The sequence below is a fragment of the Prevotella vespertina genome, from assembly GCF_009728485.1.
Taxonomy (GTDB): domain Bacteria; phylum Bacteroidota; class Bacteroidia; order Bacteroidales; family Bacteroidaceae; genus Prevotella; species Prevotella vespertina.
This window is the reverse complement of record NZ_VVIQ01000004.1, coordinates 98,938-121,972: the sequence shown is the minus strand read 5'-3', so window position 1 is coordinate 121,972 and position 23,035 is coordinate 98,938. Positions and strand designations below refer to the sequence as shown.

Annotated in this window: 14 protein-coding genes; 7 read left to right on the top strand and 7 right to left on the bottom strand. The window is 44.9% G+C overall.

Annotation, left to right across the window (positions count from 1 at the left end; genetic code table 11):
* Positions 1-60 precede the first annotated feature (60 nt).
* Complete coding sequence (locus F0475_RS05230; protein ID WP_155715787.1) at positions 61-1,263, top strand: class I SAM-dependent rRNA methyltransferase; 1,203 nt, start codon at positions 61-63, stop codon at positions 1,261-1,263.
* Entirely contained in the window at positions 1,253-2,638 is a 1,386-nt protein-coding gene (gene tilS, locus F0475_RS05225) for a tRNA lysidine(34) synthetase TilS (RefSeq protein WP_155715786.1), read from the top strand. Before F0475_RS05230 ends, tilS begins: the two co-directional genes overlap by 11 nt.
* 314 nt (positions 2,639-2,952) lie before the next feature.
* Here tilS and F0475_RS05220 read toward each other — a convergent pair whose 3' ends face one another.
* From F0475_RS05220 to F0475_RS05195, 6 genes are all read right to left on the bottom strand, one after another.
* Positions 2,953-4,647: a putative transporter gene (locus F0475_RS05220; RefSeq protein WP_155715785.1), complete on the bottom strand. Its 1,695-nt coding sequence runs from the start codon at positions 4,645-4,647 to the stop codon at positions 2,953-2,955.
* A gap of 446 nt (positions 4,648-5,093) precedes the next feature.
* Entirely contained in the window at positions 5,094-6,650 is a 1,557-nt protein-coding gene (locus F0475_RS05215) for a DUF438 domain-containing protein (RefSeq protein WP_155715784.1), read from the bottom strand.
* Between the two features lie 171 nt (positions 6,651-6,821).
* Positions 6,822-7,427: a 5-formyltetrahydrofolate cyclo-ligase gene (locus tag F0475_RS05210; protein WP_155715783.1), complete on the bottom strand. Its 606-nt coding sequence runs from the start codon at positions 7,425-7,427 to the stop codon at positions 6,822-6,824.
* Positions 7,424-9,109: a S41 family peptidase gene (locus tag F0475_RS05205; RefSeq protein ID WP_155715782.1), complete on the bottom strand. Its 1,686-nt coding sequence runs from the start codon at positions 9,107-9,109 to the stop codon at positions 7,424-7,426. Before F0475_RS05205 ends, F0475_RS05210 begins: the two co-directional genes overlap by 4 nt.
* 44 nt (positions 9,110-9,153) lie before the next feature.
* The gene (locus F0475_RS05200) at positions 9,154-9,588 is read right to left on the bottom strand and encodes a deoxycytidylate deaminase (RefSeq protein ID WP_155715781.1); all 435 of its coding nucleotides are present in this window, start codon (positions 9,586-9,588) and stop codon (positions 9,154-9,156) included.
* Between the two features lie 2 nt (positions 9,589-9,590).
* A complete protein-coding gene (locus tag F0475_RS05195; protein ID WP_155715780.1) occupies positions 9,591-11,684 on the bottom strand; it encodes a M3 family metallopeptidase in 2,094 nt (697 codons plus the stop codon).
* Between the two features lie 611 nt (positions 11,685-12,295).
* Here F0475_RS05195 and F0475_RS05190 point away from each other — a divergent pair.
* The 4 genes from F0475_RS05190 to F0475_RS05175 all read left to right on the top strand — a co-directional run bounded on the left by F0475_RS05190 (position 12,296) and on the right by F0475_RS05175 (position 19,494).
* Positions 12,296-13,906, top strand: coding sequence for a CTP synthase (locus F0475_RS05190; RefSeq protein WP_287315154.1), 1,611 nt, complete (start codon positions 12,296-12,298; stop codon positions 13,904-13,906).
* Positions 13,907-15,832 carry a membrane protein insertase YidC gene (yidC, locus tag F0475_RS05185; RefSeq protein ID WP_155715779.1) on the top strand — a complete coding sequence of 642 codons (1,926 nt, stop codon included), beginning with the start codon at positions 13,907-13,909 and terminating at the stop codon, positions 15,830-15,832. It abuts the gene before it with no gap.
* Positions 15,833-15,834: 2 nt separating this feature from the next.
* Entirely contained in the window at positions 15,835-17,997 is a 2,163-nt protein-coding gene (locus F0475_RS05180) for a S9 family peptidase (protein WP_198005090.1), read from the top strand.
* A 72-nt stretch (positions 17,998-18,069) separates the two neighbouring features.
* Positions 18,070-19,494, top strand: a complete 1,425-nt coding sequence (locus F0475_RS05175; protein ID WP_394349997.1) for an MFS transporter — start codon at positions 18,070-18,072, stop codon at positions 19,492-19,494.
* A gap of 571 nt (positions 19,495-20,065) precedes the next feature.
* On the opposite strand, the gene F0475_RS05170 is transcribed toward F0475_RS05175, so the two are convergent.
* On the bottom strand, positions 20,066-20,794 hold the full coding sequence (locus F0475_RS05170; RefSeq protein WP_155715872.1) for an HAD family hydrolase: 729 nt from the start codon (positions 20,792-20,794) through the stop codon (positions 20,066-20,068).
* Positions 20,795-21,198: 404 nt separating this feature from the next.
* On the opposite strand from F0475_RS05170, the gene F0475_RS05165 reads away from it, so the two are divergent.
* Positions 21,199-22,740, top strand: coding sequence for a sulfatase-like hydrolase/transferase (locus tag F0475_RS05165; protein ID WP_394349996.1), 1,542 nt, complete (start codon positions 21,199-21,201; stop codon positions 22,738-22,740).
* Positions 22,741-23,035: the final 295 nt, after the last annotated feature.

The window sequence follows — 23,035 nt, the reverse complement described above, 5'->3', positions numbered from 1 at the left end:
CCCCGTGTGAGCCTTTTGTTAATAACAAGATGAAAGGAATAATAAACGAAAAAACACTTTATGTATAAGCAAGTATACTTAAATAGAGGAAAAGAAGAGAGTTTACTTCGTTTCCATCCATGGATATTCTCAGGTGCAATTAATCGTATTGATGAAGGATTGGAAGAGGGTGATATTGTCAGAGTAATGACCCACGACAACCGCTTCATAGCTGTTGGTCACTTCCAAATAGGCTCTATTGCCGTACGAGTTTTATCATTTCATGATGTCAAGATTGACGATGAGTTCTGGGAGAGTAGGCTCTCAGCTGCCTTGCAGGTACGCAATGCCATCGGGGTAATTCGTCAGTCGGGTGAAGGCAAGGAGGGCTATCCCAATACCACATACCGCCTCGCTCATGGTGAGGGCGACAACCTTCCAGGACTTGTAATAGACATATATGGCACAACAGCTGTTATGCAGGCTCATTCCGTCGGGATGCACGTCTGTCGTGAAGTCATTGCTCGCGCACTGGTGAAAGTGATGGGAAATCAACTCGATAGTATCTATTACAAGAGTGAGACCACCTTACCTTTTAAAGCCGAACTAGGGCAGGAGAATGGGTTTATCTATGGTCAGACGGATAACAACATAGCGATAGAGAATGGTTTAAAGTTCCATATTGATTGGTTGAAAGGACAGAAGACTGGCTTCTTTATTGACCAACGGGAGAACCGCAGTTTATTGGAATACTATGCCCAAGGACGCAGTGTTCTCAATATGTTCTGTTACACAGGTGGATTCTCAGTGTACGCTATGCGCGGTGGAGCTAAGTGTGTTCATTCTGTCGATAGTTCGGCGAAAGCCATCGAACTAACCAATAAGAACGTTGCTCTAAACTTCCCCGAAGACACGAGACATGCGGCTTTCTGCGAGGATGCCTTTAAGTATCTTGATGACAACGAGGGCAAGTATGACCTTATTATACTCGACCCCCCAGCCTTTGCCAAACACCGACAAGCATTGAAGAACGGGCTTCGTGGCTATACACGTCTTAATGTGAAAGGCTTTGAAAAGATACGCTCTGGCGGTATTCTCTTTACGTTTAGTTGCTCTCAAGTAGTGACTAAAGACAACTTTAGACAGGCTGTTTTCACAGCTGCCGCACAAGCGGGTCGAAAGGTGCGGATACTCCATCAGCTCCATCAACCAGCCGATCACCCTATCAATATATATCATCCTGAAGGCGAATACTTGAAGGGCTTGGTGCTATATGTTGAATAAGATCAGGCGTTACATAGCCTCGGAACAGCTCTTAAAGCCTAAGGCTCATTGCCTTGTAGCCCTTTCGGGCGGTGCTGATAGCGTCGCCCTGCTGTTGACAATGCGCCAGTTAGGTTATGAGACAGACGCTGTTCATTGCAATTTCCACCTCCGTGGCGATGAAAGCAATCGTGATGAGGAGTATTGCCAGAGCCTGTGTAAACAATTAAACATACCTCTTCATATTGCTCACTTTGATACTTTGACCTATGCCGAGGTGCATAAAGTGAGTATAGAGATGGCTGCACGTGAACTGCGTTATCGTTACTTCTTTCAGTTGAAAGAGGCTCTTGGGGCTGATGCGATATGTGTTGGGCATCATCAAGAGGATTCGGTCGAGACGATACTCATCAATCTTGTGCGTGGAACGGGGCTTAGTGGTATGCTTGGAATCCGTCCGAAGAAGGGCGATATTGTGCGTCCTCTGCTCTGCGTGAGCCGTAAGGAGATAGAAGAATACCTCCATCAGCAAGCTATCTCGTATGTTACTGATAGTACAAACCTCGTTGATGACGTTGTAAGAAACAAACTCCGATTGAATATTTTACCCCAGTTAGCAGCCATCAACCCGTCTGTTAACGATGCTATTCTTACAACGGCTCGGCACTTAATGGATGTAGATAAGATTGTAGAGGCATCTTTATTACAGGCGTTACAATCGGCTGTTAAGCCTCTTAGGAATGGTCAGGAAATATCTTTCAAACGTTCTTTCATTTCTGAAGAGAATGTTCCTTTTGCTCTTGATTTACAGGTTGTTCGGCAATTCCCTGCGCCTTCTTACCTTCTTTTTTATGTGTTGAAACCACTCGGATTTACTACTTCGCAGATTACAGAAGTCGCCGAACTTGCAAACGAAAAGACAGGGCAACTATGGGAGTCAGCGGCTTATGAGCTTACTCACGATCGTCATTCTCTACTCGTTCTACCGCTTGAACACGATGTTCCACGCCCACTCGTCATTCCTGAAACGGGGCGTTATATCTATGATGAACATACTTCTATCCGACTAACGACGTCTTTTCGCAACCCACAAACACCCCTTTCTTTCTCGAAGGATGCGAATATCATCGACTTAGATGCAACCTCCATCCGTTTCCCTTTGACCCTTCGTCGAACAGAGGTAGGCGATCGTTTCACCCCATTGGGTATGCAGGGAACGCAATTAGTAAGCGACTTTTTAACCAATCGGAAGCGTAACCGCTTTGAGAAACGCACCCAGCTTGTCTTGCAAGATGCTACGGGGACAATCTTATGGGTTGTCGGTCAGCGTATTAACCACCACTTCCGTCTCACCGAAGAAACCACCAAGTGTTTGCGTGTGGAGGCTCTTCTTTGATTTAACTAAAAGCCTCACCCCAACCATCTACAGCCTCACCCCCGTCCCCTCTCCGAATGGAGAGGGGCGTGATTACTACTATTAGCTTGCAAAGTAATGCTAAACAGGAATAAAGGTAGTAATATTCTAAAATTAACGAAACGCCCTTCTCCATTAGAGAAGGGCGTTTCCTTATGTCGAAAAGAGCCTCTCTTCACATCAAAGAGACGCCCCCTTTATTTGCAATCAACAGTATTCACGCCCCTCTCCATTCGGAGAGGGGACGGGGGTGAGGCTTCTTCTTTCCCTACGAATAGGGTTGGGAGAGGCTTTTACTACATCCCGCAGAAGAACAGGACGATGATTTGTGCGGTGAAGATACGCAAGAACATGCTTAAAGGATATACCGTTGAGTAACCTATGGCAGGGGCTTCACCATTACAAATAGAGTTGGCGTAAGCCAGTGCTGGTGGGTCGGTATAGGTTCCAGCAAGCATTCCCATGATAGTAAAATAGTTGAATTTATACTTCATGCGAGCGATAGTTCCAACGATGAGAATAGGAACTATCGTGATGAGGAAACCCGTATATACATACTTCAAACCGTCTCCCTGCACCACAGTATCCCAGAAACCTGCACCCGCTTTAATGCCTACTGAGGCAAGGAACAAGGCTAGTCCGAACTCGCGTAACATCATGTTTGCGGAGGTTGTAGTATATGTTACGAGGTGCATGCGATAGCCAAATCGACCAATGAGGATGGCTATAATCAATGGACCACCAGCCAAACCGAGCTTCAAAGGAACGGGCATGTGTGGTATAGTCAATGGTAAGCTACCAAAGAGGATGCCCACGATAATGCCGATAAAGATGGTTGCGATGTTAGGAGTATTTAGACGTTTTTCAGAGTTACCCATTAGTTCGGCAACACGATTAACATTCTCTTCTGGACCCACAACCATAATGCGGTCGCCCACATTAAAGTGGTGATTACGACTTGCGAAGAGATCCATTCCCTGACGACTAATGCGCGTTACGTTCACACCATACACCGAACTGAAGTGCATCTTAGCCAATGTTTTACCATTCATAGCACTGTTGGTGACGATAATACGCTTGCTGACCATCTTCTTGGGTTGGTCTTCTTCGTGCCAATCAACCTCAATCTCTGGACCAATGAAAGCCTGGATAGCCTTTGCATCGCCCTCTGCTGAAACGATAATCACCTCATCGTCCGACTCGAGGATGGTATCTCTATTAGGTACAGATATGTCTCCCTTCTTATTAATACGTGTACAAACAATGTCACGATTGAGGAACCCTGAGATCTCTTGTAGTGTACGTCCTGCAATGTAAGCATTGGCTACCTTGAGTGACATAATGTGTGGTTTAGCATTCGGGTTCTCCCCTTCTTCCTCCATCAACTTGTCGTTCTCCTCTTGAAGATTGACCTTGCAGATGTAGCGAACAGCGATAGTTGCACCGATGATACCCACTACTCCCAATGGATAAGCGCATGCGTAACCATTGGCAATATCGAAGTTCATGTTGTCTTTGAACACACTATGCAAGGCTTCGGTGGCTGCACCAAGACCCGGAGTGTTGGTTACTGCACCATAAAGTGTACCTACCATCATAGGCAGGTTACTGCTGTTTGAGGTGTCAAAAAAGATGTAGTAGCATGCAAACATCATCAAGATGTTCAGCAGAATGGCTACTGAAGAGAGGATATTGAGCTTCAATCCGCCTTTACCGAAGCTCTCAAAGAAACCTGGACCAACCTGTAGACCAATCATAAAGACGAAGAGTATTAGTCCAAAGTCTTGTAGAAAGTTCAACACTGGGCGTGGCCCTGTGAAGTTAATGTGCCCTGCGAGGATGCCAACAAAGAGTACGAAGGTGACGCCGAGGGATATTCCTCCGATCTTAATCTTACCTAAGTAGACACCAAGAGCAATGACAATAGAATACAGTAACACGATGTGTGCTACCGAGTCTTGTGTTTGGAATAAATTTATTAACCAGTCCATAAGTATTAATATATCGCCTACAAAGTTAGACTTAATATTTTACTCCTGCAAATTTAATGCTTAGAAAAGGTAAAAGAGAGGCCTCACGTCTAACCATAACCAGCCTAACTCTCGTCCATCTACAGCCTCACCCCCAACCCCTCTCCGAATGGAACAACCCCTCCCAGCCTCCCCCAAGGGGAGGAGTGCCTAACGGGAGAAAGTTAGTAAAAGGCATCTTTAATACAAAGGGGGCATCTCTTTGATGTAAGGAGAGGCTCTCTTTGATATGACGAAACGCCCTTCTCCAATCGAGAAGGGCGTTTCGTTAATTCTAGAATATAATTACCTCTATTCCCACTAACCATCCTCTCCCATCCTACTAGTAGTTTTCACTCCCCTCTCCATTCGGAGAGGGGTTGGGGGAGAGGCTGTAGAGGGTTGAGAGTTAGGCTTCTCTTCCTTTCCTATTGCGCAATAATCTCCTTGATCATAGCGATGAGTTTCTCCTCACCTAAGCCCGAGCGCTCACCAGCGGAAGCAATCGTTGCCTTCTTAAGGATGAGCTTTCCGAGTGGAGAGTTTAGCATTTTGAAGGGTGTGTAACGTGCTGCAAGTTCCTTTTTCAGTGTTGGATAAGCTGCAAAAAGGTCTTTTAGCTGCGTTTCGGGAGTGATGGCAATAGGTTTCTTTGCCGTCCCTTCTGCTGAATCAGAGTCTTCTTCAGGATTGGTTGGGGTGCTTCCTGTGTTGTTACCAGTGGGAGAGTTTGGTTCCTGATTAGCCCATGTTAATAGCGTTTGAGAGCCTGTCAGCGAACGAATATGTGTGCAATCCTGCATCATTTCGAGTACACCTCGGAAATTACCAGCGTCATCGTGCACCGCAAAATAGACGATGTAAAGGAACACCTCAGGCTTGTTAATCCAAAATTCAGCCTTCTCCTGCTCCCCATTACGGAACTTCTCAACAATCTCCTTAACGATATGTACGCTCTTACGAGGGTGACAGTTGGATACTTCACGACCAATGACATTCTTCGAACGAGGGAATATTCGATGGTCAGTGTCCGAATAGAACTTCACCAATTCATGCTCATCTACGAAAGAGATGTCTACTGGTAAGTGCTTATAAATAAGGTTGATTTGTTCCAAGGTGAGCTTTCCCGTGGTTACATCTAACTCCTGATCTTTTCCAACGGAATAGCCATGTTTCTTTAAAAGTGCCTGTAAGTCAGCTGCAAAAGAGCTATCATCAGCGGTGGAAGTTGTGGCAGTCTTTGGCGTTTCTTCATGCTTAACATCGAAGAAAGCAAAGCCTATCTCTTGATCACCCGACTTCATATCCTCAAATTCGGCAGGGCTGATTAATGCCAAGGAAGTGGGATAGAGGATACGTTCCTCCTTATCCATAAGGTCGCGCGCAAGCTCTATCATCTCCTTTTGAGCAGCTATGAACTGATCCTCATCACCAGCTTCCAAGAGTTGATAACAGTTCTTGATAGCATCTCGAACGATGTCATCAAAGTTCCACATCGTCGTTGTTGGGCGATCAAAACCTTTCTTTTCCAATAGCGGATAGAGCTGGTTTTGCTTGCGATGGTAGTGCTTTGGATATTGACGGAACTGATCGTACAATTCGAGCCATTGGTTTTTAATGACGGGATATTGCACTAGATCCTCTGCAGCAAGCAGTAGTTTGCGCATCTCATCATTCTCTTTATAATAATGTGTAAGCGGATGGTCGGCTGGTAACTGTGGTCGACTCGTGTCCATGAAACCCTCCAGTAGCTCATTCACCTTGCGCATATCCACACGTACACACTCATCTTCAGCACCATCTTTAAGCGTTTGCTCCATGTAAGCAATGTGATAGGGGCGAATCTTCCCCACCTTTGTTCGCATGATTTCACGTGCTTCCTCGAGTGTTATCTTACCTGTTTCGTAACGCTCCTCAACGTCAAGAAGCGCCTTCATCTTATCCATTTCTATCTCTGGGAGATAGTCTTTCATCTTATTAACCATAGTCTGTTACAGATTAAATATTCGTTTGTTGCAAAGGTACTTACCGATAATGAATATCTTAGATAACATTTGTTACCTTATGATGTTAAATCCTTTTGGTTTTTAGTTAAATAACCTTTTAAATCCAGGAAGTCGCTACTTCATAATCAGAAAGTAGTGTGTTCGCAAGCCTTAAAAGGCCTCTCCTCTCATGACTTCATCCACTTTTATATCCGTCTTATCGGTTGGGATGTGTGCAAAGAACTGAAAGGAGAAGCAGACAGCGAACTTATAAGCACGACTTATCAGCGGTAGGAAGCGATCGTAATAGCCTCTTCCACGTCCGAGGCGATTACATTCTGCATCGAAAGCCATGCCCGGAATAAGGGCAAAGTCGATGCTTTCATAATCATCGAAATAGTTACCAGTGGGCTCCATGATTCCAAATGAACTGCATTCCATTGCTTCCCACCCCCGAAAGAGACGCAGTTCCATCTCCGTCGGACTCACTACTACGGGTAGTAGTATGCGCTTCCCGTCATCGTAGAGTTGCTGAATAAGCTCGTGTGTGTTGACTTCGTCGGGCATTGAGGTATATAAGAAAATGGTATTAGCAACCCTTAATTGCGGATGAGCCTGCACCTTATTTATAATAAGGTGTGACTGTTCTGTGAGTTCTTCAGCCGTGAACTGCTGTTTGAGCAGTCGTACATAACGGCGCAACTCAGGCTTCGTTTTCCCCCTAAAGTCCTCCTCCCATGTGGGAGAGGAGGGTTTAGGAGACAGGTTGTATGTCATTGTCTTCTTGGATTAGGACGGGTTCGTCCGTGCGAGACAGACGTATCCCGTGCATGATTTTGAGGTTTTAGAAGAAGGCTCCGAGGCATCTTGAAGACACTTAAAGCCCGTTTTATTGTTTCGTCCGTGAGGTTAGCATACTCGTAAAGAGCCTGCTCGTCAAGGATATTATAGATGATTCTACTGTTGAGGTAATCCTCCAGTAGGGTGTGCGAACGCATAATCATGAGGTTACGACGGTGTAGCCCATTGCGGTCGGCATAGTTAGCAAAGTCGCTGACAAGGTTCTGCTTAGACAGATAAGCAGCCAGTGGGCGCATTTCTGTGTAGGTACTTAACTTCTTACGATACTTGTCCGTGTAATTGAAGCAATACTGCATCATCAGTCCACTAAGCACCGCCTCTTTGAAATAAGACGTCACCTTCGATGTGTCTTCGGGCACGAATATATCAGGTGTAATGCCTCCTCCGCCATAAACAATGCGCCCGTTATGGGTGTGATAGGCTGGTCCTTTATGCTTGATACTATCCTGTGAGAAGAATTCCCCATTCTTGTAACGTGTGAGAATGTCGTTCTCATAGTCGATGTTATCGCCTGGCTTGAATGGTTTCTGTATGCATCTGCCTGACGGAGTGTAGTATCTTGCTACTGTAAGGCGTATCATGCTACCATCAGGGAACTGTATCTGCTGTTGCACAAGACCCTTTCCAAATGATCTGCGACCCACTATTAAGGCCCTATCATTGTCCTGCATTGCCCCCGCAAAGATCTCTGCTGCAGATGCAGAGTTCTCATTGATGAGTACAACCATTGGTATATGTTGATAGCTTCCACGCCCATCACTACGGTAATCTACCCTTGGGCTCTTCCTTCCTTGTGTATATACAATGAGTCTATTCTTCGGTAGGAACTCATTAGCCATTTGTACGGCGGCATCGAGGATGCCCCCTCCATTGTCTCGAAGGTCGATTACTAACTGTCTAGCTCCTTGTATATTCAAGGATTGTAGAGCGGCAAGCATCTCCGCATAAGTGCGTTCGCCGAAGTTCTTAACACGTATATATCCAGTGGAGTCATTCAACATATAAGCTGCCGAAATACTCTTTACTGAGATGTCACCACGCGTCACTGTGAATATTCTTGGTTGACGATCTCCATAGCGCAAAATGCCTATCTTGACCTTAGAGTCTTTAGGTCCTTTGAGCCTGCGCATGGCTTCTTCATTTGTAGCAGACTTCCCCACGAAAGGCTTACCACCGATACTTACCACCTTATCACCAGCCAGAATGCCAGCCTTATCAGCAGGTCCATCCTTGATAACATTCTGTACTCTCAATGTGTCGTTACGTATGATAAACTCAATACCAACGCCTGAGAAGGAGCCTTTCAAGTCGTCAGTAGCAGCCTGAACATCCTTTGCGCTGATGTAAACAGAGTGTGGATCGAGCTCCGAAAGGATCTCTGGTATAGCCTTCTCAACCAGTTCGTCGATATTGACAGAGTCGACATACTGATCATCAATAATGTGTAGTAAGTTATTCAATCGATTGCTTCCACTATTGATGATATTCAATCGGTTACCAGAGAAGTGATTGGCATAAAAGGTGCCAATGAGGACTCCGATGACTACTGACACAGCCATCAACAGCGGTACGAAACGATTATTTTTATCTTTATTCATAAATGTTCTTACTTATCAGCGGGCATTTCTTACACCTTATTATATTAGTCCTGTCCGCCCTCCAAAGCCTTATATTCAACCTTTACACCAGCCTTCTCCAGCAAGTCGACACCATCGGTTAGGCGATACTTCTCGGCATATACAACCCGACGAATCCCCGATTGGATAATCAGTTTGGCGCATTCTATACAGGGCGAAGCCGTTACGTAGAGCGTTGCCCCATCACTATTATTACTACTTCTAGCCAGTTTCGTGATAGCGTTAGCCTCGGCATGCAAGACGTAAGGAAACGTCGTTCCAGTCTCGTCCTCACAGACATTCTCGAATCCACTTGGCGTACCATTATAACCGTCACTAATAATCATCTTGTCCTTAACTACTAGTGCTCCGACCTGTCGACGACGGCAGTATGAGTTCTCCGCCCATATCCTTGCCATGCGTAGATAACGATAGTCTAGAAGGGATTGTTTGCTGTTCATGCTTAAAGCTCTTTGTTAGTTCTTATTCCATCACGCTCCATCAACGCCTGTATCGTTGGTTTCTTACCACGGAAACGCTTATAGAGTTCCATTGGATGTTCCGTCCCTCCGCGAGAGAGGATATTGTCGCGAAAACGTTGCGCAGTGCTTTGGTTGAAGATTCCTTCGTGTTTGAACACACTGAAAGCATCGGCATCCAGTACCTCAGCCCACTTGTAGCTATAGTATCCGGCAGCGTATCCTCCTGCCATGATATGCGAGAATTGCACTGTCATACATGTATCTTTGCGTTGTTCTCCGATAATCGCCTTTGCCCAAGCCTGCTTCTCGAAAGGAATGATATCATCGGTAAACTCATCCTTTTGTGTGTAGTACGCCATATCGAGCAAACCGAATGCAACTTGTCTTAAACAGGCTGTTGCTGCACCGAAGTTACGACTGGCAATAATCTTGTCAATCAGTTCGTCGGGCATCGGTTCACCTGTTTGATAATGGAAGGCAAAGGTCTTTAGGAACTCTTTCTCTACTGCGAAGTTCTCCATGAATTGCGAGGGTAGCTCCACAAAGTCCCACCATACGTTGGTACCAGACATGCTTTCGAAGCGCGTGTTAGCGAACATTCCATGTAGAGAATGCCCAAACTCATGCAGGAAAGTCTCGACTTCTCCGAGTCGAAGTAACGCTGGTTTGTCCTCCGTTGGCTTAGATAGATTCATCACTAAAGACGCATGCGGGCGCACGTTCTTGCCGTCTTTATCAATCCACTGACCCTGGAACTCGGTCATCCAAGCACCATCCCTCTTGCCTTTACGAGGGTGGAAATCGACATAGAGAACCGCTAAGTAGCTGCCGTCCTTGTCGTAGACTTCATAAGGCTTAACGTCTGGATGATACACAGGAATTGCCTTATTCTCCTTGAAGGTAATACCATAAAGGCGAGTGGCAAGCCCGAATACACCTTTAATGACATTATTTACTTCAAAGTAAGGGCGTAACATCTCAGGGTCGAGATCATACTTCTTCATCTTCAGCTTATGCGTATAATAAGCCGTATCCCATGGCTCCATCTTGAAGTCATCGCCCTCTATTTCCTTTGCTAAAGCCTCTACTTCCGCATGTTCGGATAGTGCAGTAGGCTTGTAAGCAGTTATGAGGTCATTCAGTAGTTTATATACATTCTCCACCGAAGAAGCCATGCGATATTTCATGACATAATCAGCGTATGTATCGTAACCAAGCAACTGTGCCATCTCACGGCGTAGGTTCACGAGACGCTTGCAGACCTCAAGATTATTCGTATCATTGTCCTTTATGCACAGAGTATTGCGTGCCATGAATAATTCCTGACGCAAGTCTCTTTGCGTACTGTACATCATGAACGGTCCATAACTCGGTGCATCGAGCGTGAAAACCCACCCTTCAAGCTCACGTTCTTTGGCAGATTCGCGTGCAGTCTCACGTGCCGTATCAGGTAAGCCATCGAGTTGCTGTTCGTTAATAATATGTAAGGTGTAAGCCTTATTCTCCTTAAGAAGGTTCTGAGAGAACTGCAATGAGAGCATAGAAGCCTCTTCGGTGAGCTGGCGGAGGCGGTTTTTTCCATCCTCATCGAGCAACGCACCACTACGAACAAAGCCGTCATAGCTATTCTCCAGTAGTCTGGCTTCCTCAGGGGTAAGCTCCCGATGGTGTTCATGCACACGTTTAATTCGTTCGAACACCTTAGGGTTTAGACTCACATCATTGCTATGCTTCGTGAGAATAGGGCTCATCTTCTGTGCTAAAGCATCCATCTCATCATTCGTTTCCGCACTTAGCATATTAAAGAAAACAGCCTCCACACGATTCAACAAATCGTAGTAATGCTTTCGTCCCTGTACATCATCTTCGGGTATGATAGTATTCTCGAAGGTTGGTTCTTCAGGGTTATTAACGATCTTCTCTATTTGTTCATCCTCACGACGAATGCCCTCCATCATAGCTTCCTCATAGTCTTCTAGGCGGATGCGATCGAATGGCACCGTGTCATGCGGTGTATCGTATGGTAGAAAGAAAGGGTTTTTGTGTGTCCCTTCTGTTGGTGTTTTATCTGTCATATTATATCTCTCAATCTTATCAATGTACAAAGGTAAACAAAAAAAAGGACTTTTCACTTATTTAAGAGAGTTTTTATAGAAAATTAGGCAAGGCTCTTCTTTAATTCAAAATTCAAAGTTCATAATTCAAAATTATGATTAGTTCTGTTTGGAATGAAGGTCTGCTAAGATACTCTGTAGCATATCGTCCAATGTAACGGGGCTGTCCCTGGTTAGCGTGAGTCATGAAGTAGCAAATGAAGAGACGCTCTTCTCGAATTGAGAAGGACGTCTCTTTGCATTAAGGAAGGCGTCTCCTCACATCGAAGAAACGCCCTCTTTGGATTAAAGTAAGCCTCCCCTAACTGGCTCCCGTTAGGCACTCCTCCCCTTGGGGGAGGTTGGGTGGGGTTATTCCATTCGGAGAGGGGTTGGGGGTGAGGCTGTTTGTTTGCACTTTGATTATGCATTTTGAATTCCAGCGAATAGCATATATGATGATAAAAGGTACTCGGTTTGCCTAAAAAACCTTATTATAAGCAGTCTACTTTCATAGAAAAGTAGTATCTTTGCACATTAGTATGTAATTATAAAACATAGGTAGTTTAGACAACAATTAAACATTCATAATCGTGGCTGAAACAAAGTATATCTTCGTAACGGGCGGCGTTGTTTCCTCTTTAGGGAAAGGTATTATCTCGTCGTCAATCGGTAAGCTCCTGCAAGCAAGGGGTTACAACATCACCATTCAGAAGTTTGATCCGTACATAAACATCGACCCTGGAACGCTAAACCCATACGAGCATGGGGAGTGCTACGTAACTGTTGACGGTATGGAAACCGACCTTGACCTCGGTCACTATGAGCGTTTTACTGGCATACAGACCACTAAAGCCAACTCAATGACTACTGGTCGTATCTACAAGAGTGTCATTGATAAGGAGCGTCGGGGCGATTATCTCGGTAAGACCATACAAGTTGTTCCACACATAACAGACGAGATTAAGCGTAATATCAAGCTCCTTGGCAAGAAGTATCATTATGACTTTGTGATTACAGAGATTGGTGGTACGATAGGAGATATTGAGTCGGCACCATTCTTGGAGGCTATTCGTCAGATGAAATGGGAACTCGGAAAGCGTGCTATCAACCTCCATTTGACCTATGTGCCATACCTTAAAGCAGCGGGCGAGTTGAAGACTAAGCCTACACAACATAGTGTGAAAGAGTTGCAGAGTGTGGGTATTCAGCCTGATATTCTCGTGCTTCGTACAGAGAAACATCTCGATGATGACATTCGCAAGAAGGTGGCTGCTTTCTGTAACGTGGACTTCGACTGCGTTGTACAAAGCGAAGACTTGCCTAGCATTTATGATGTTCCTATCAATATGCAAGCACAAGGTTTGGATGCAGCAATATTGCGTAAGTGTGGCGAAGAGGTAGGTCCTGCACCGAGCCTAGGCCCTTGGAAGGAGTTCCTCGACCGTCAACGCAAGGCAAAGAAAGAAGTTCATATCGGTCTTGTGGGCAAGTATGACCTGCAAGATGCATATAAGAGTATTCGTGAAGGATTGCTTCAAGCAGGTGTATATAACGACCATAAGACAGTTATAACATTCATTTCTTCAGAAGAGATAACCGAAGATAACGTTGCAGAAAAGCTAAAGGGACAGGACGGAATAGTGATTTGTCCAGGCTTTGGACAGCGTGGTATCGAAGGAAAGATAGTGGCAGCGCATTATACACGAACACATGACATCCCGACGTTCGGAATCTGTCTTGGTATGCAAATGATGGTTATTGAGTTCGCACGTAACGTCCTCGGATATAAGGATGCGAACTCTCGTGAGATTGACGGAAAGACTCCGCACAACGTTATTGATATCATGGAGGAGCAGAAGAACATAACCAACATGGGTGGAACCATGCGTTTGGGAGCTTATGAGTGTGTGCTTCGTCAAGGCTCAAAGACATTTGATATTTATAAACAAGAACATATTCAGGAGCGTCACAGACATCGTTATGAGTTTAATAACGACTATGAGAAGGAATTTGAAAAGCATGGTATGCAGTGCGTCGGACGCAATCCTGAGAGTGAGTTAGTCGAGATTGTAGAGGTATCGGGACTACGTTGGTACATCGGAACTCAGTTCCATCCAGAGTATCAATCGACGGTTCTTCACCCACACCCATTGTTCCTCTCATTCGTAAAAGCATCTATAGACAATCAGAAAAAACAATAAATGGATAAGAAAACTATTACTGGGTTCATCCTTATAGCCCTAGTACTTTTTGGCTTTGCATGGTGGCAACAACCATCTAAAGAGCAGCTTGAACAACAACAAAAAGAGGCTCAACTCGATTCTATCGCAGCGGCTAAGAAGAATGCAAGTCAGAAACTCCTTGCAGCAAAACAGGCACAACAAAAGGCACAGGCTGCCACTGATACGACGGCTCTCTTTCATTCGGCACTGAATGGAAAGGCGCAAGATATCACTCTAAAGAATGGTAAGGTGGAGTTGACCTTGTCGACTAAGGGAGGTGTTGTTCGTAAGGCAGTTATCAAGAACTATGTAGGTCATGACATCGATGTAAAGGATGGTTCTAAGGATCAGAAAGACCTTACTTTATTCAGTGGGAACGATCAGAACCTTAACTTCATGCTGTCTGCTAAGACTTCAAACATCGAAACAAAGGACCTTTACTTCACGCCTTCTAATGTCACAGATAGTACTGTTACGCTTACTGCTGAGGCTGGAAAGGGTAAGACCTTGACGCTGAACTATACCCTTGGAAAGGATTATCTCCTTCACATGTCATTGCAGGCTGAGGGCATGAGTGGTATGTTTGCACCTAATTATAACCAAATGGATATCAACTGGGAGGATAGGTGTAGACAGCAAGAACGTGGCTTTATGTTTGAGAACAGATATGCTACTCTGACTTACAAGAAGCACGATGGCAGTACAGACTACCTCAGTGAAACCTCTGAGAAAGAGGAGACTACAGAGGAGCCAATGGACTGGGTGGCATTTAAGAATCAGTTCTTTTCAGCGGTGATGATTGCTAAAGACAACTTTGCAACAGGTGCACAGCTCAAGAGTACACCGCTTGAGAAGGAGACAAAATACCTCAAGCAATATGCTGCCAACATGAAGGCTGGATTCGATCCAACGGGTAAGAAGGCATCAGAGTTTGAGTTCTACTTCGGTCCGAACGACTTTCGTCTATTGCAATCTGTCGAGAAGGAGAGTCGCTTCGGGAAAGACCTTGACATGCAGAGACTCGTCTATCTTGGGTGGCCACTGTTCCGTATTATCAACCGATGGTTCACTCTTTACGTCTTCGATTGGCTAAGTAAAGTGTTCCCAATGGGCGTTGTTCTCATCCTTATCACCTTATTATTAAAGCTCATAACATTCCCAATGGTGAAGAAGAGTTATATGAGTTCGGCTAAGATGAGGGTGCTGAAACCAAAGCTTGATGAGGCTACTAAGCAGTTTAACAAGCCTGAAGATCAAATGCAGAAGCAGCAAGCTATGATGCAAAAATACGCCGAGTATGGTGTGAGTCCATTATCTGGTTGCTTGCCAATGCTTATCCAAATGCCTATTTGGATTGCGATGTTCAACTTTGTTCCAAACGCCATCCAGTTGCGTGGAGAGAGCTTCCTTTGGATGAAGGATCTCAGTACTTACGACCCGATCTGGTCGTGGAATAGCGACTTATGGCTTATCGGTGACCACCTCTCACTGACGTGTATTCTATTCTGTGGAGCCAATCTTCTCTACTCTTGGTTCACAATGCAACAACAGAAAGATCAGATGGTTGGACAGCAAGCAGACCAAATGAAAATGATGCAATACATGATGTTTGCGATGCCACTCTTCTTCTTCTTTATGTTCAATAACTACTCTTCTGGACTCAACTTCTACTACTTTGTGTCCCTCTTCTTCTCGGCTGCTATCATGTGGACATTGCGTAGAACGACCAATGACGAGAAGCTTTTAGCAATCCTCGAAGCGCACCGAAAGGAAAAGAAGAACGATCCGAAGAAGGCGAGCGGACTCTTTGCTCGTATGCAGGCATTGCAAGAGATGCAGCAAAAACAGCAAGAGGAAATGCGTAAGAAACAGGACGAATTAAATAAAAGAAAGAAAGGTCTATAACTATGAACAGGAACTTAACGGTCGCAATGACAGCTGCTTTGATGATGACGGGGACTGTGTCTCAGGCACAGGAAGTCAATATCGGGCGTAGCAACATCACGCTAAAAAGCGACCTGATGACGCCTGAAGCTCTTTGGGCTATGGGTAGAATCGGGTCGGCACAAGCCTCTCCTGATGGTAAGAAAATCGTCTATCAAGTAGGCTACTACAGCGTTAAAGAGAATCGAGGACATCAAGTGCTTCGCATTATGGATGCCGATGGTAAGAATGACAAACTACTGACTACCTCTGCTAAAAGTGAGAGTGATGTAGCATGGTTGGACAACCAGACTCTAGCTTTCCTAACCGATGGTCAGCTATGGACAATGTCGACTGATGGCAGTAATAGACATCAACTGACTCACTCTGACATAGCCATCGAAGGCTTCCGATTCTCACCTGACAAGAAGCGCGTGGTATTGGTCAAGAGCATTCCTTATCATGGTACTATCAAGGAAAATCCAGATGATCTTCCAAAGGCAACAGGTATGTTAATCACCGATATGAACTATCGCCACTGGGATCATTACGTAACTTCTAATGCGCACCCATTCGTTGCCAACGTCACAGCTAATGGCGTGGATGCAGGCAAGGACATACTTGAGGGCGAGCCGTATGAGAGTCCAATGGCGCCTTTCGGAGGGATAGAACAGATTGACTGGAGCACTGATTCAAAGTCAGTTGCCTATACTTGTCGTAAGAAGGAGGGCACTCAATATGCCATTTCTACCGATGCCGACATATATATATATAATGTGGAAACGGGTAAGACAACCAACCTCTGCAAGCCAGCCGACTATGTTGAGCCAAAGATCGATGCGACAAAGAGCATGCGAGATCAGGCTGTCAACCATCAGTCAGGAGACTTTAATGTAGGCTATGATGTCAACCCTAAGTTCTCACCTGACGGCAAATACATTGCTTGGCAGAGCATGAAACGCAATGGATATGAGAGTGATCGCAATCGACTCTGCGTCTACGAACTAGCAACAGGACGCAAGACTTATGTCACAGAGAGCTTCGACTCGAATGTAGATGACTATACTTGGAGTGCTGACTCTAAGTCTTTATACTTCATCGGAGTATGGCATGCAACCGTTAATGTCTATCAGACCAACCTCAAGGGGGCTGTTCGTCAACTTACAAAGGGCGACCATAACTATGTAAGTATCGCTCTGTTAGGTAATAAACAGCTATTAGGTATCCGTCAGAGCATATCTCAACCGAATGAAATCTACGCTATCACGCCCTCAAAAGGCAATGCGGATAGCCAACAGACACAGCTTACTTTCGAGAATAAACACATCTTCGACCAACTCGCTTTAGGTGAGGTTAAAGATCGCTGGGTCGCTACTTCAGACGGAAAGAAGTTACAGGAATGGGTGATCACACCGCCTCACTTCGATCCTAACAAGCGTTATCCAACTCTCTTGTTCTGCGAGGGTGGACCTCAAAGTCCCGTCTCTCAGTTCTGGAGTTACCGCTGGAATCTACAGATCATGGCGGCTAATGGCTATGTAGTAATAGCCCCGAACCGACGCGGACTACCGGGTTATGGCAGTGAATGGAACGAACAAGTAAGTACCGATTGGACGGGTCAGTGTATGCGTGATTATCTATCGTCTATTGACGACGCAGCGCAGAATTTGCCCTTTGTTGACAAGGATAACTTGGCTGCAGTGGGTGCTTCTTTCGGTGGATTCTCGGTTTACTACCTTGCAGGAATACACAATAAGCGATTCAAGTGTTTGATTGCTCACGATGGAGCATTCAATCTCGAGAGTATGTACACGGACACTGAAGAGGCTTGGTTCAGCAACTGGGAGTATGATGATGCGTATTGGAACAAGGACAAGAGTGCGTCTGCTCAACGCACATATGCCAACTCTCCACATCTAAACGTTGATAAATGGGACACCCCGATACTATGTATCCATGGTGAAAAAGACTATCGTATTAATGCCAACCAAGGCATGGGCGCATTCAATGCCGCTCGATTACGTGGTATCCCAGCAGAGCTCTTGCTCTTCCCAGATGAGAATCACTGGGTGTTGAAACCACAAAATGGTATCCTCTGGCAACGCACCTTCTTTAATTGGCTCGACCGCTGGTTGAAGAACAAGTAAGCACGAGGAGGACTGGTTCTAGGTATCCTAATTGTTTGTAAGATACCTAGAACTTCTAGAAAACCAGCACTCATTAGAAAAACAAAAGACAATAATCAAGAAAAAACAAAACAATCAATTATAATGGTAGAAACAATTCAAAGAAAGCTCAGTGACAGTCCTAAAGCACGTTGGACAGCCCTGATTATAGTTGCATTTACTATGATGATGGGGTACTTCCTCACTGATGTAATGTCGCCATTGGAGGCACTCTTAGAGACTCCAAAGGCTCAGGGCGGACTCGGATGGACGTCAAGTAACTACGGATTCTTCGCTGGTAGTTATGGACTCATCAATGTCTTCCTACTCATGTTGTTCTTCGGTGGCATCATACTAGACAAGATGGGCATACGATTCACAGGTTTGATGGCATGCTCCTTGATGGTGATTGGTGTTGCAATTAAGTACTTCGGCGTTAGTACCGACTTTGGTGATAGCGTCTTCTCTATCAGTGCTTTCGACTTCAGTTTACCAATGTCTGCTGCCGTAGCATCGCTTGGTTACGCTATATTCGGTGTAGGTTGTGAGATCTGCGGAATCACAGTTTCAAAGGTAATCACTAAGTGGTTCACTGGTCACGAGCTTGCTCTTGCGATGGGAATACAGGTAGCTTTGGCTCGTCTCGGTACTGCTGGTGCCATGATGGGTTCGTTACCTTTTGCCAAGGCGATGGGTGGTCACGTTAGTGCACCTGTCCTTCTTGGTCTCGTTCTACTCGTTATTGGTTTGCTTGCATTCATTGTTTACACCGTAATGGATAAGAAGCTCGATGCGTCAACAGAGGCAGTTGAGGGACAGAATACGGCAGATAGCGAAGATGAAGGATTCCACTTCTCCGACTTGAAGTTTATCTTCTCCAACCCAGGTTTCTGGTGTATTACAGCTCTATGTCTGCTCTTCTATAGTGGAGTATTCCCATTCCTTAAGTTCGCAACGAAGCTGATGATTGCCAATTATAACGTATCCGACACCTTTGCAGGAGTACTTCCAGGATTGATACCATTCGGTACCATCCTTCTCACCCCGTTGTTCGGAACGCTTTACGACCGCATTGGTAAGGGTGCAACCTTAATGCTCATTGGTAGTACAATGCTCACTTGTGTGCACTTCATCTTTATGATTCACATCCTCCCAGTGGGCTGGTTTGCAGTCGTAATCATGCTTGTCTTAGGTGTAGCCTTCTCTTTGGTACCATCTGCCATGTGGCCAAGTGTACCAAAGATTATCCCTATGAAGCTCCTCGGTTCGGCGTATGCAATCATCTTCTACATACAGAATATCGGTTTGAGTCTAGTGCCAATGGCAGTAGGATCATTCAATAAGAACGACCCAAGCTACTTCTCTATGGAAGCGTTCTTCACTGGTTGTGGCGTTGCAGCAATCATTGTTTCGCTTGTACTTATCGTCATTGATAAGAAGAAGAAGTACGGTCTTCAGGAAGCAAATATCAAGAAGTAAGGGTGCAGGAGGGAGGTTCTATCCATCAAGGATAGCCTTCTTTAAACCCTATTCTTACACCCAGAAAAGCCTCCCCCAACCCTATTCGTAGGGAAAGAAGAAGCCTCACCCCCGTACACAACCAGCCTAACTCCTAACCATCTACAGCCTCACCCCCAACCCCTCTCCGAATGGAGAGGGGAGTGATGACTGCTATTTGCTTGCAAAGTAATGCTAAACAGGAATAGAGGAGATAATATTCTAGAATTGAAGAAACGCCCTTCTCGATTGGAGAAGGGCGTTTCCTTATGTCGAGAAGAGCCTCTCCTTGCATCAAAGAAACGCCCTATTCATTTGCAAACAATAGTATTCACGCCCCTCTCCATTCGGAGAGGGGACGGGGGTGAGGCTTCTCTTCCTATTAACGTAGGCGTCTGCTTCAATCCTTGCAATTCTCATCTATAGTCTCTTTGGCACATCCCCTCCTTTCGGAGGGGCTTGGGGAGGCTTTCTCTCCCACAATTAGAAAGGCCCATAAGAAGGACTATTCATCCAACTTATGAGCCTTTCCTCATTATATACATTATCTAATTCACGAGAGTCTCGATTTATCTATAAACATCGAGGGAGAGCTTAGCCACGGTCCAAGATCAGTAATCCTTGACAATCGGATGAGCCTAGGATGAATATTATCAACCATCGCCTCGTCCTTCCAAGAGCTATAATTAGAGATGTAGGCAGCCCATCCTCCAACGTCTAAAACGGGTTCGATATCCGAAGAAAACGAATTGCCCACCATCAATAATTGCTCTGTTCTGACGTTGAAACGCTTGCATAACCTGCGATAAGCGTCCTCTGTCTTGTCCGAAACAACGATGACATCATCGAAGAAAGACCTTAATCCAGATCGTTCCATCTTCTTCTCTTGATCGAGAAGTTCGCCTCGTGTGAACACAACCATGCGATATAAACCCGTTGAACGTAGCTGTTCTAGGCTCGATCGCACTCTATCAAAGGGCTTACCAGGCAATCGCAACAGCTCTTTCCCTATCCCAATTATCTGTTCTATCTCCTCTCCTGTAACCTTTCCTTGGCTTATATAAACTGCATTCTCTACTAGTGAAAGTATGAAAGACTTACTTCCACAACCATAAAGAACATTATTCTCTCTCTCAGTAGACCGAAGAGACCTTGATATCTCATCTGCTTCTGCATACGAAGCAAGGATCTCACAGTACACTTGCTCTACTGAATCGAAGTACGTCTGACTCCCCCATAAGGTGTCATCAGCGTCGAATGCTAGAAGTGTAATCTGTCTCATAAACTCAAACCAACTAATTTGATAATTGTATATCATGAATAGTCTCTTATTTAGGAAATACTTTCCTATGAGACAATGGATAAAAGGTTTGAATTCAGACTGATTGTCTTTTTTCCTTCATAGAAGCCTCCTCTCTTATTCAATCTTTCGATACAAAGATACAAGGTTATCGCTATATTCAAGTATAAAAGCACGTATTTTTCCAACAAAGTGCCGTTATTTCACATTTTTTATATAATCAGCTCCTCTCGAAAAGATTATTTTTATTATGGAAAAAAGCACCTTTTTATTTGAATAACTCAACTTTTTTCCTTTTCTTTGTACAACTTTATCCAACGAAGAACATGGATTGTCTTGCTTGCACGATACTTCATGATGACATATAGAAGATAATTAAAAACCAAATAGAAAAGAAACTTCTTACATTGGTGTTGCTCTCTTCTGCTGTAGGGGCAAGCACTTCTGCGATGGCACAAAAGACTGGGAAACAGGCGGGGAACCCCAATGTTATCATCATCTTAGCCGATGACTTAGGCTATGGAGACCTAGAGTGTTATGGGGCAAAGAACGTTCACACGCCGAATATCAACCGTTTGGCACAGTCGGGCATACGCTTTACTAATGGTCATGCAGTGGCTGCCACGAGCACTCCCTCACGTTACTCGCTCCTTACGGGGGAGTATGCTTGGCGACGAGAGGGTACGGATGTGGCTCCTGGTAATGCTGGGATGATTATCAAACCGAGCCAGTTTACAATGGCAGATATGTTTAAGAGTCAGGGATATGCTACCTGCGCTATTGGTAAATGGCACTTAGGATTGGGTGATAAAACGGGTGAGCAGGATTGGAATGCACCCTTACCACAGGCGTTAGGCGACATTGGTTTCGATTATCACTACATCATGGCAGCCACTGCGGATCGTGTTCCTTGTGTGTTCATAGAAAATGGGAAGGTGGCAAACTATGACCCCGAGCATCCGATAGAGGTATCTTATCGAAAGAACTTCGACGGAGAACCAACTGGACGAGACAATCCCGAACTATTGTACAATCAGCGTGCTAGCCATGGACATGATATGTCTATTGTCAATGGAATTGGTCGAATCGGTTACATGAAAGGCGGGGGTAAGGCGTTATGGAAGGATGAGAACATTGCAGACTCTATCCTTGTGCATGCCACTCGATTCATAGAACAACATCAGAAAGAGCCGTTCTTTATGTATTTCGCTACCAACGACGTACACGTCCCACGCTTTCCTCATCCCCGATTCAGGGGTCATAACATCATGGGAGTGCGTGGCGATGCCATCGAACAGTTTGATTGGACGGTCGGAGAGTTGCTTCGCAAGCTCAAAGAACTGCACCTTGACGAGAATACCTTGGTGATTCTTACGAGTGACAATGGACCCGTTGTGGATGATGGATATGCTGATGGAGCTGAGGAACTGCTGCATGGTCATAGCCCAGCAGGTCCTTTCCGTGGGAATAAATACAGTGCTTTCGAGGGAGGAACGGCTATTCCTCTGATTGTGTCATGGGCTAAACAGGTGAAAGGAGGTGAGGTTTCGGATGCCTTGGTGAGTCAGATTGATTTCCTTTCATCGCTTGGTTCGCTCATTCATGCCACCCTTCCAAAGGGGAGTGCACCGGATAGTAAGGATTATCTCTCAACCTTGCTCGGTCGCAATAAGCAGGGGCGCGATTATGTCATTGGGCTTTCCAGTAATCATGTTCTGTCTGTTCTCACTCACAGATGGAGGTATATCGAACCGAATGATGGTGCTCCGATGATCCAATGGGGGCCAAAGATTGAAACAGGCAATGCACCTGTTCCCCAGCTTTATGATATGCAGGCAGAGAAATACGAAACGCATAACTGCGCTGCCGAACAGCCCGAAGAAGTGTTTAAAATGCAGACGATATTGAGGAAGGAAAGGGCTCGTTGACATTCAAAAATCATAATTTACAAATCAAACTTATGGTTAGGTTGAATTGAAGAGTAGGCAAATTATTTATTAAGTAAACGAGTTAACAAGTGGACTCGTTTACTTATCAACCTGAAATAAACACTCGTTTACTTATTAATTAGTAATCTATTCAACTTGAAAAACATCTAAAATACTTATAAATAGGTATTGTGGTAAGCGTGTCAACATGCTACCTTTGCACAAAATTTACAAACAATTAGTAAACAACTTGTCTACATGCAGTGGCATGCTAAACGATTAGCTGCTATAAAAG

Coding starts and splice junctions, on each gene's coding strand:
- F0475_RS05230 (WP_155715787.1), top strand. CDS start 61: ATGTATAAGCAAGTATACTTAAATAGAGGAAAAGAAGAGAGTTTACTT.
- tilS (WP_155715786.1), top strand. CDS start 1,253: ATGTTGAATAAGATCAGGCGTTACATAGCCTCGGAACAGCTCTTAAAG.
- F0475_RS05220 (WP_155715785.1), bottom strand. CDS start 4,647: ATGGACTGGTTAATAAATTTATTCCAAACACAAGACTCGGTAGCACAC.
- F0475_RS05215 (WP_155715784.1), bottom strand. CDS start 6,650: ATGGTTAATAAGATGAAAGACTATCTCCCAGAGATAGAAATGGATAAG.
- F0475_RS05210 (WP_155715783.1), bottom strand. CDS start 7,427: ATGACATACAACCTGTCTCCTAAACCCTCCTCTCCCACATGGGAGGAG.
- F0475_RS05205 (WP_155715782.1), bottom strand. CDS start 9,109: ATGAATAAAGATAAAAATAATCGTTTCGTACCGCTGTTGATGGCTGTG.
- F0475_RS05200 (WP_155715781.1), bottom strand. CDS start 9,588: ATGAACAGCAAACAATCCCTTCTAGACTATCGTTATCTACGCATGGCA.
- F0475_RS05195 (WP_155715780.1), bottom strand. CDS start 11,684: ATGACAGATAAAACACCAACAGAAGGGACACACAAAAACCCTTTCTTT.
- yidC (WP_155715779.1), top strand. CDS start 13,907: ATGGATAAGAAAACTATTACTGGGTTCATCCTTATAGCCCTAGTACTT.
- F0475_RS05180 (WP_198005090.1), top strand. CDS start 15,835: ATGAACAGGAACTTAACGGTCGCAATGACAGCTGCTTTGATGATGACG.
- F0475_RS05170 (WP_155715872.1), bottom strand. CDS start 20,794: ATGAGACAGATTACACTTCTAGCATTCGACGCTGATGACACCTTATGG.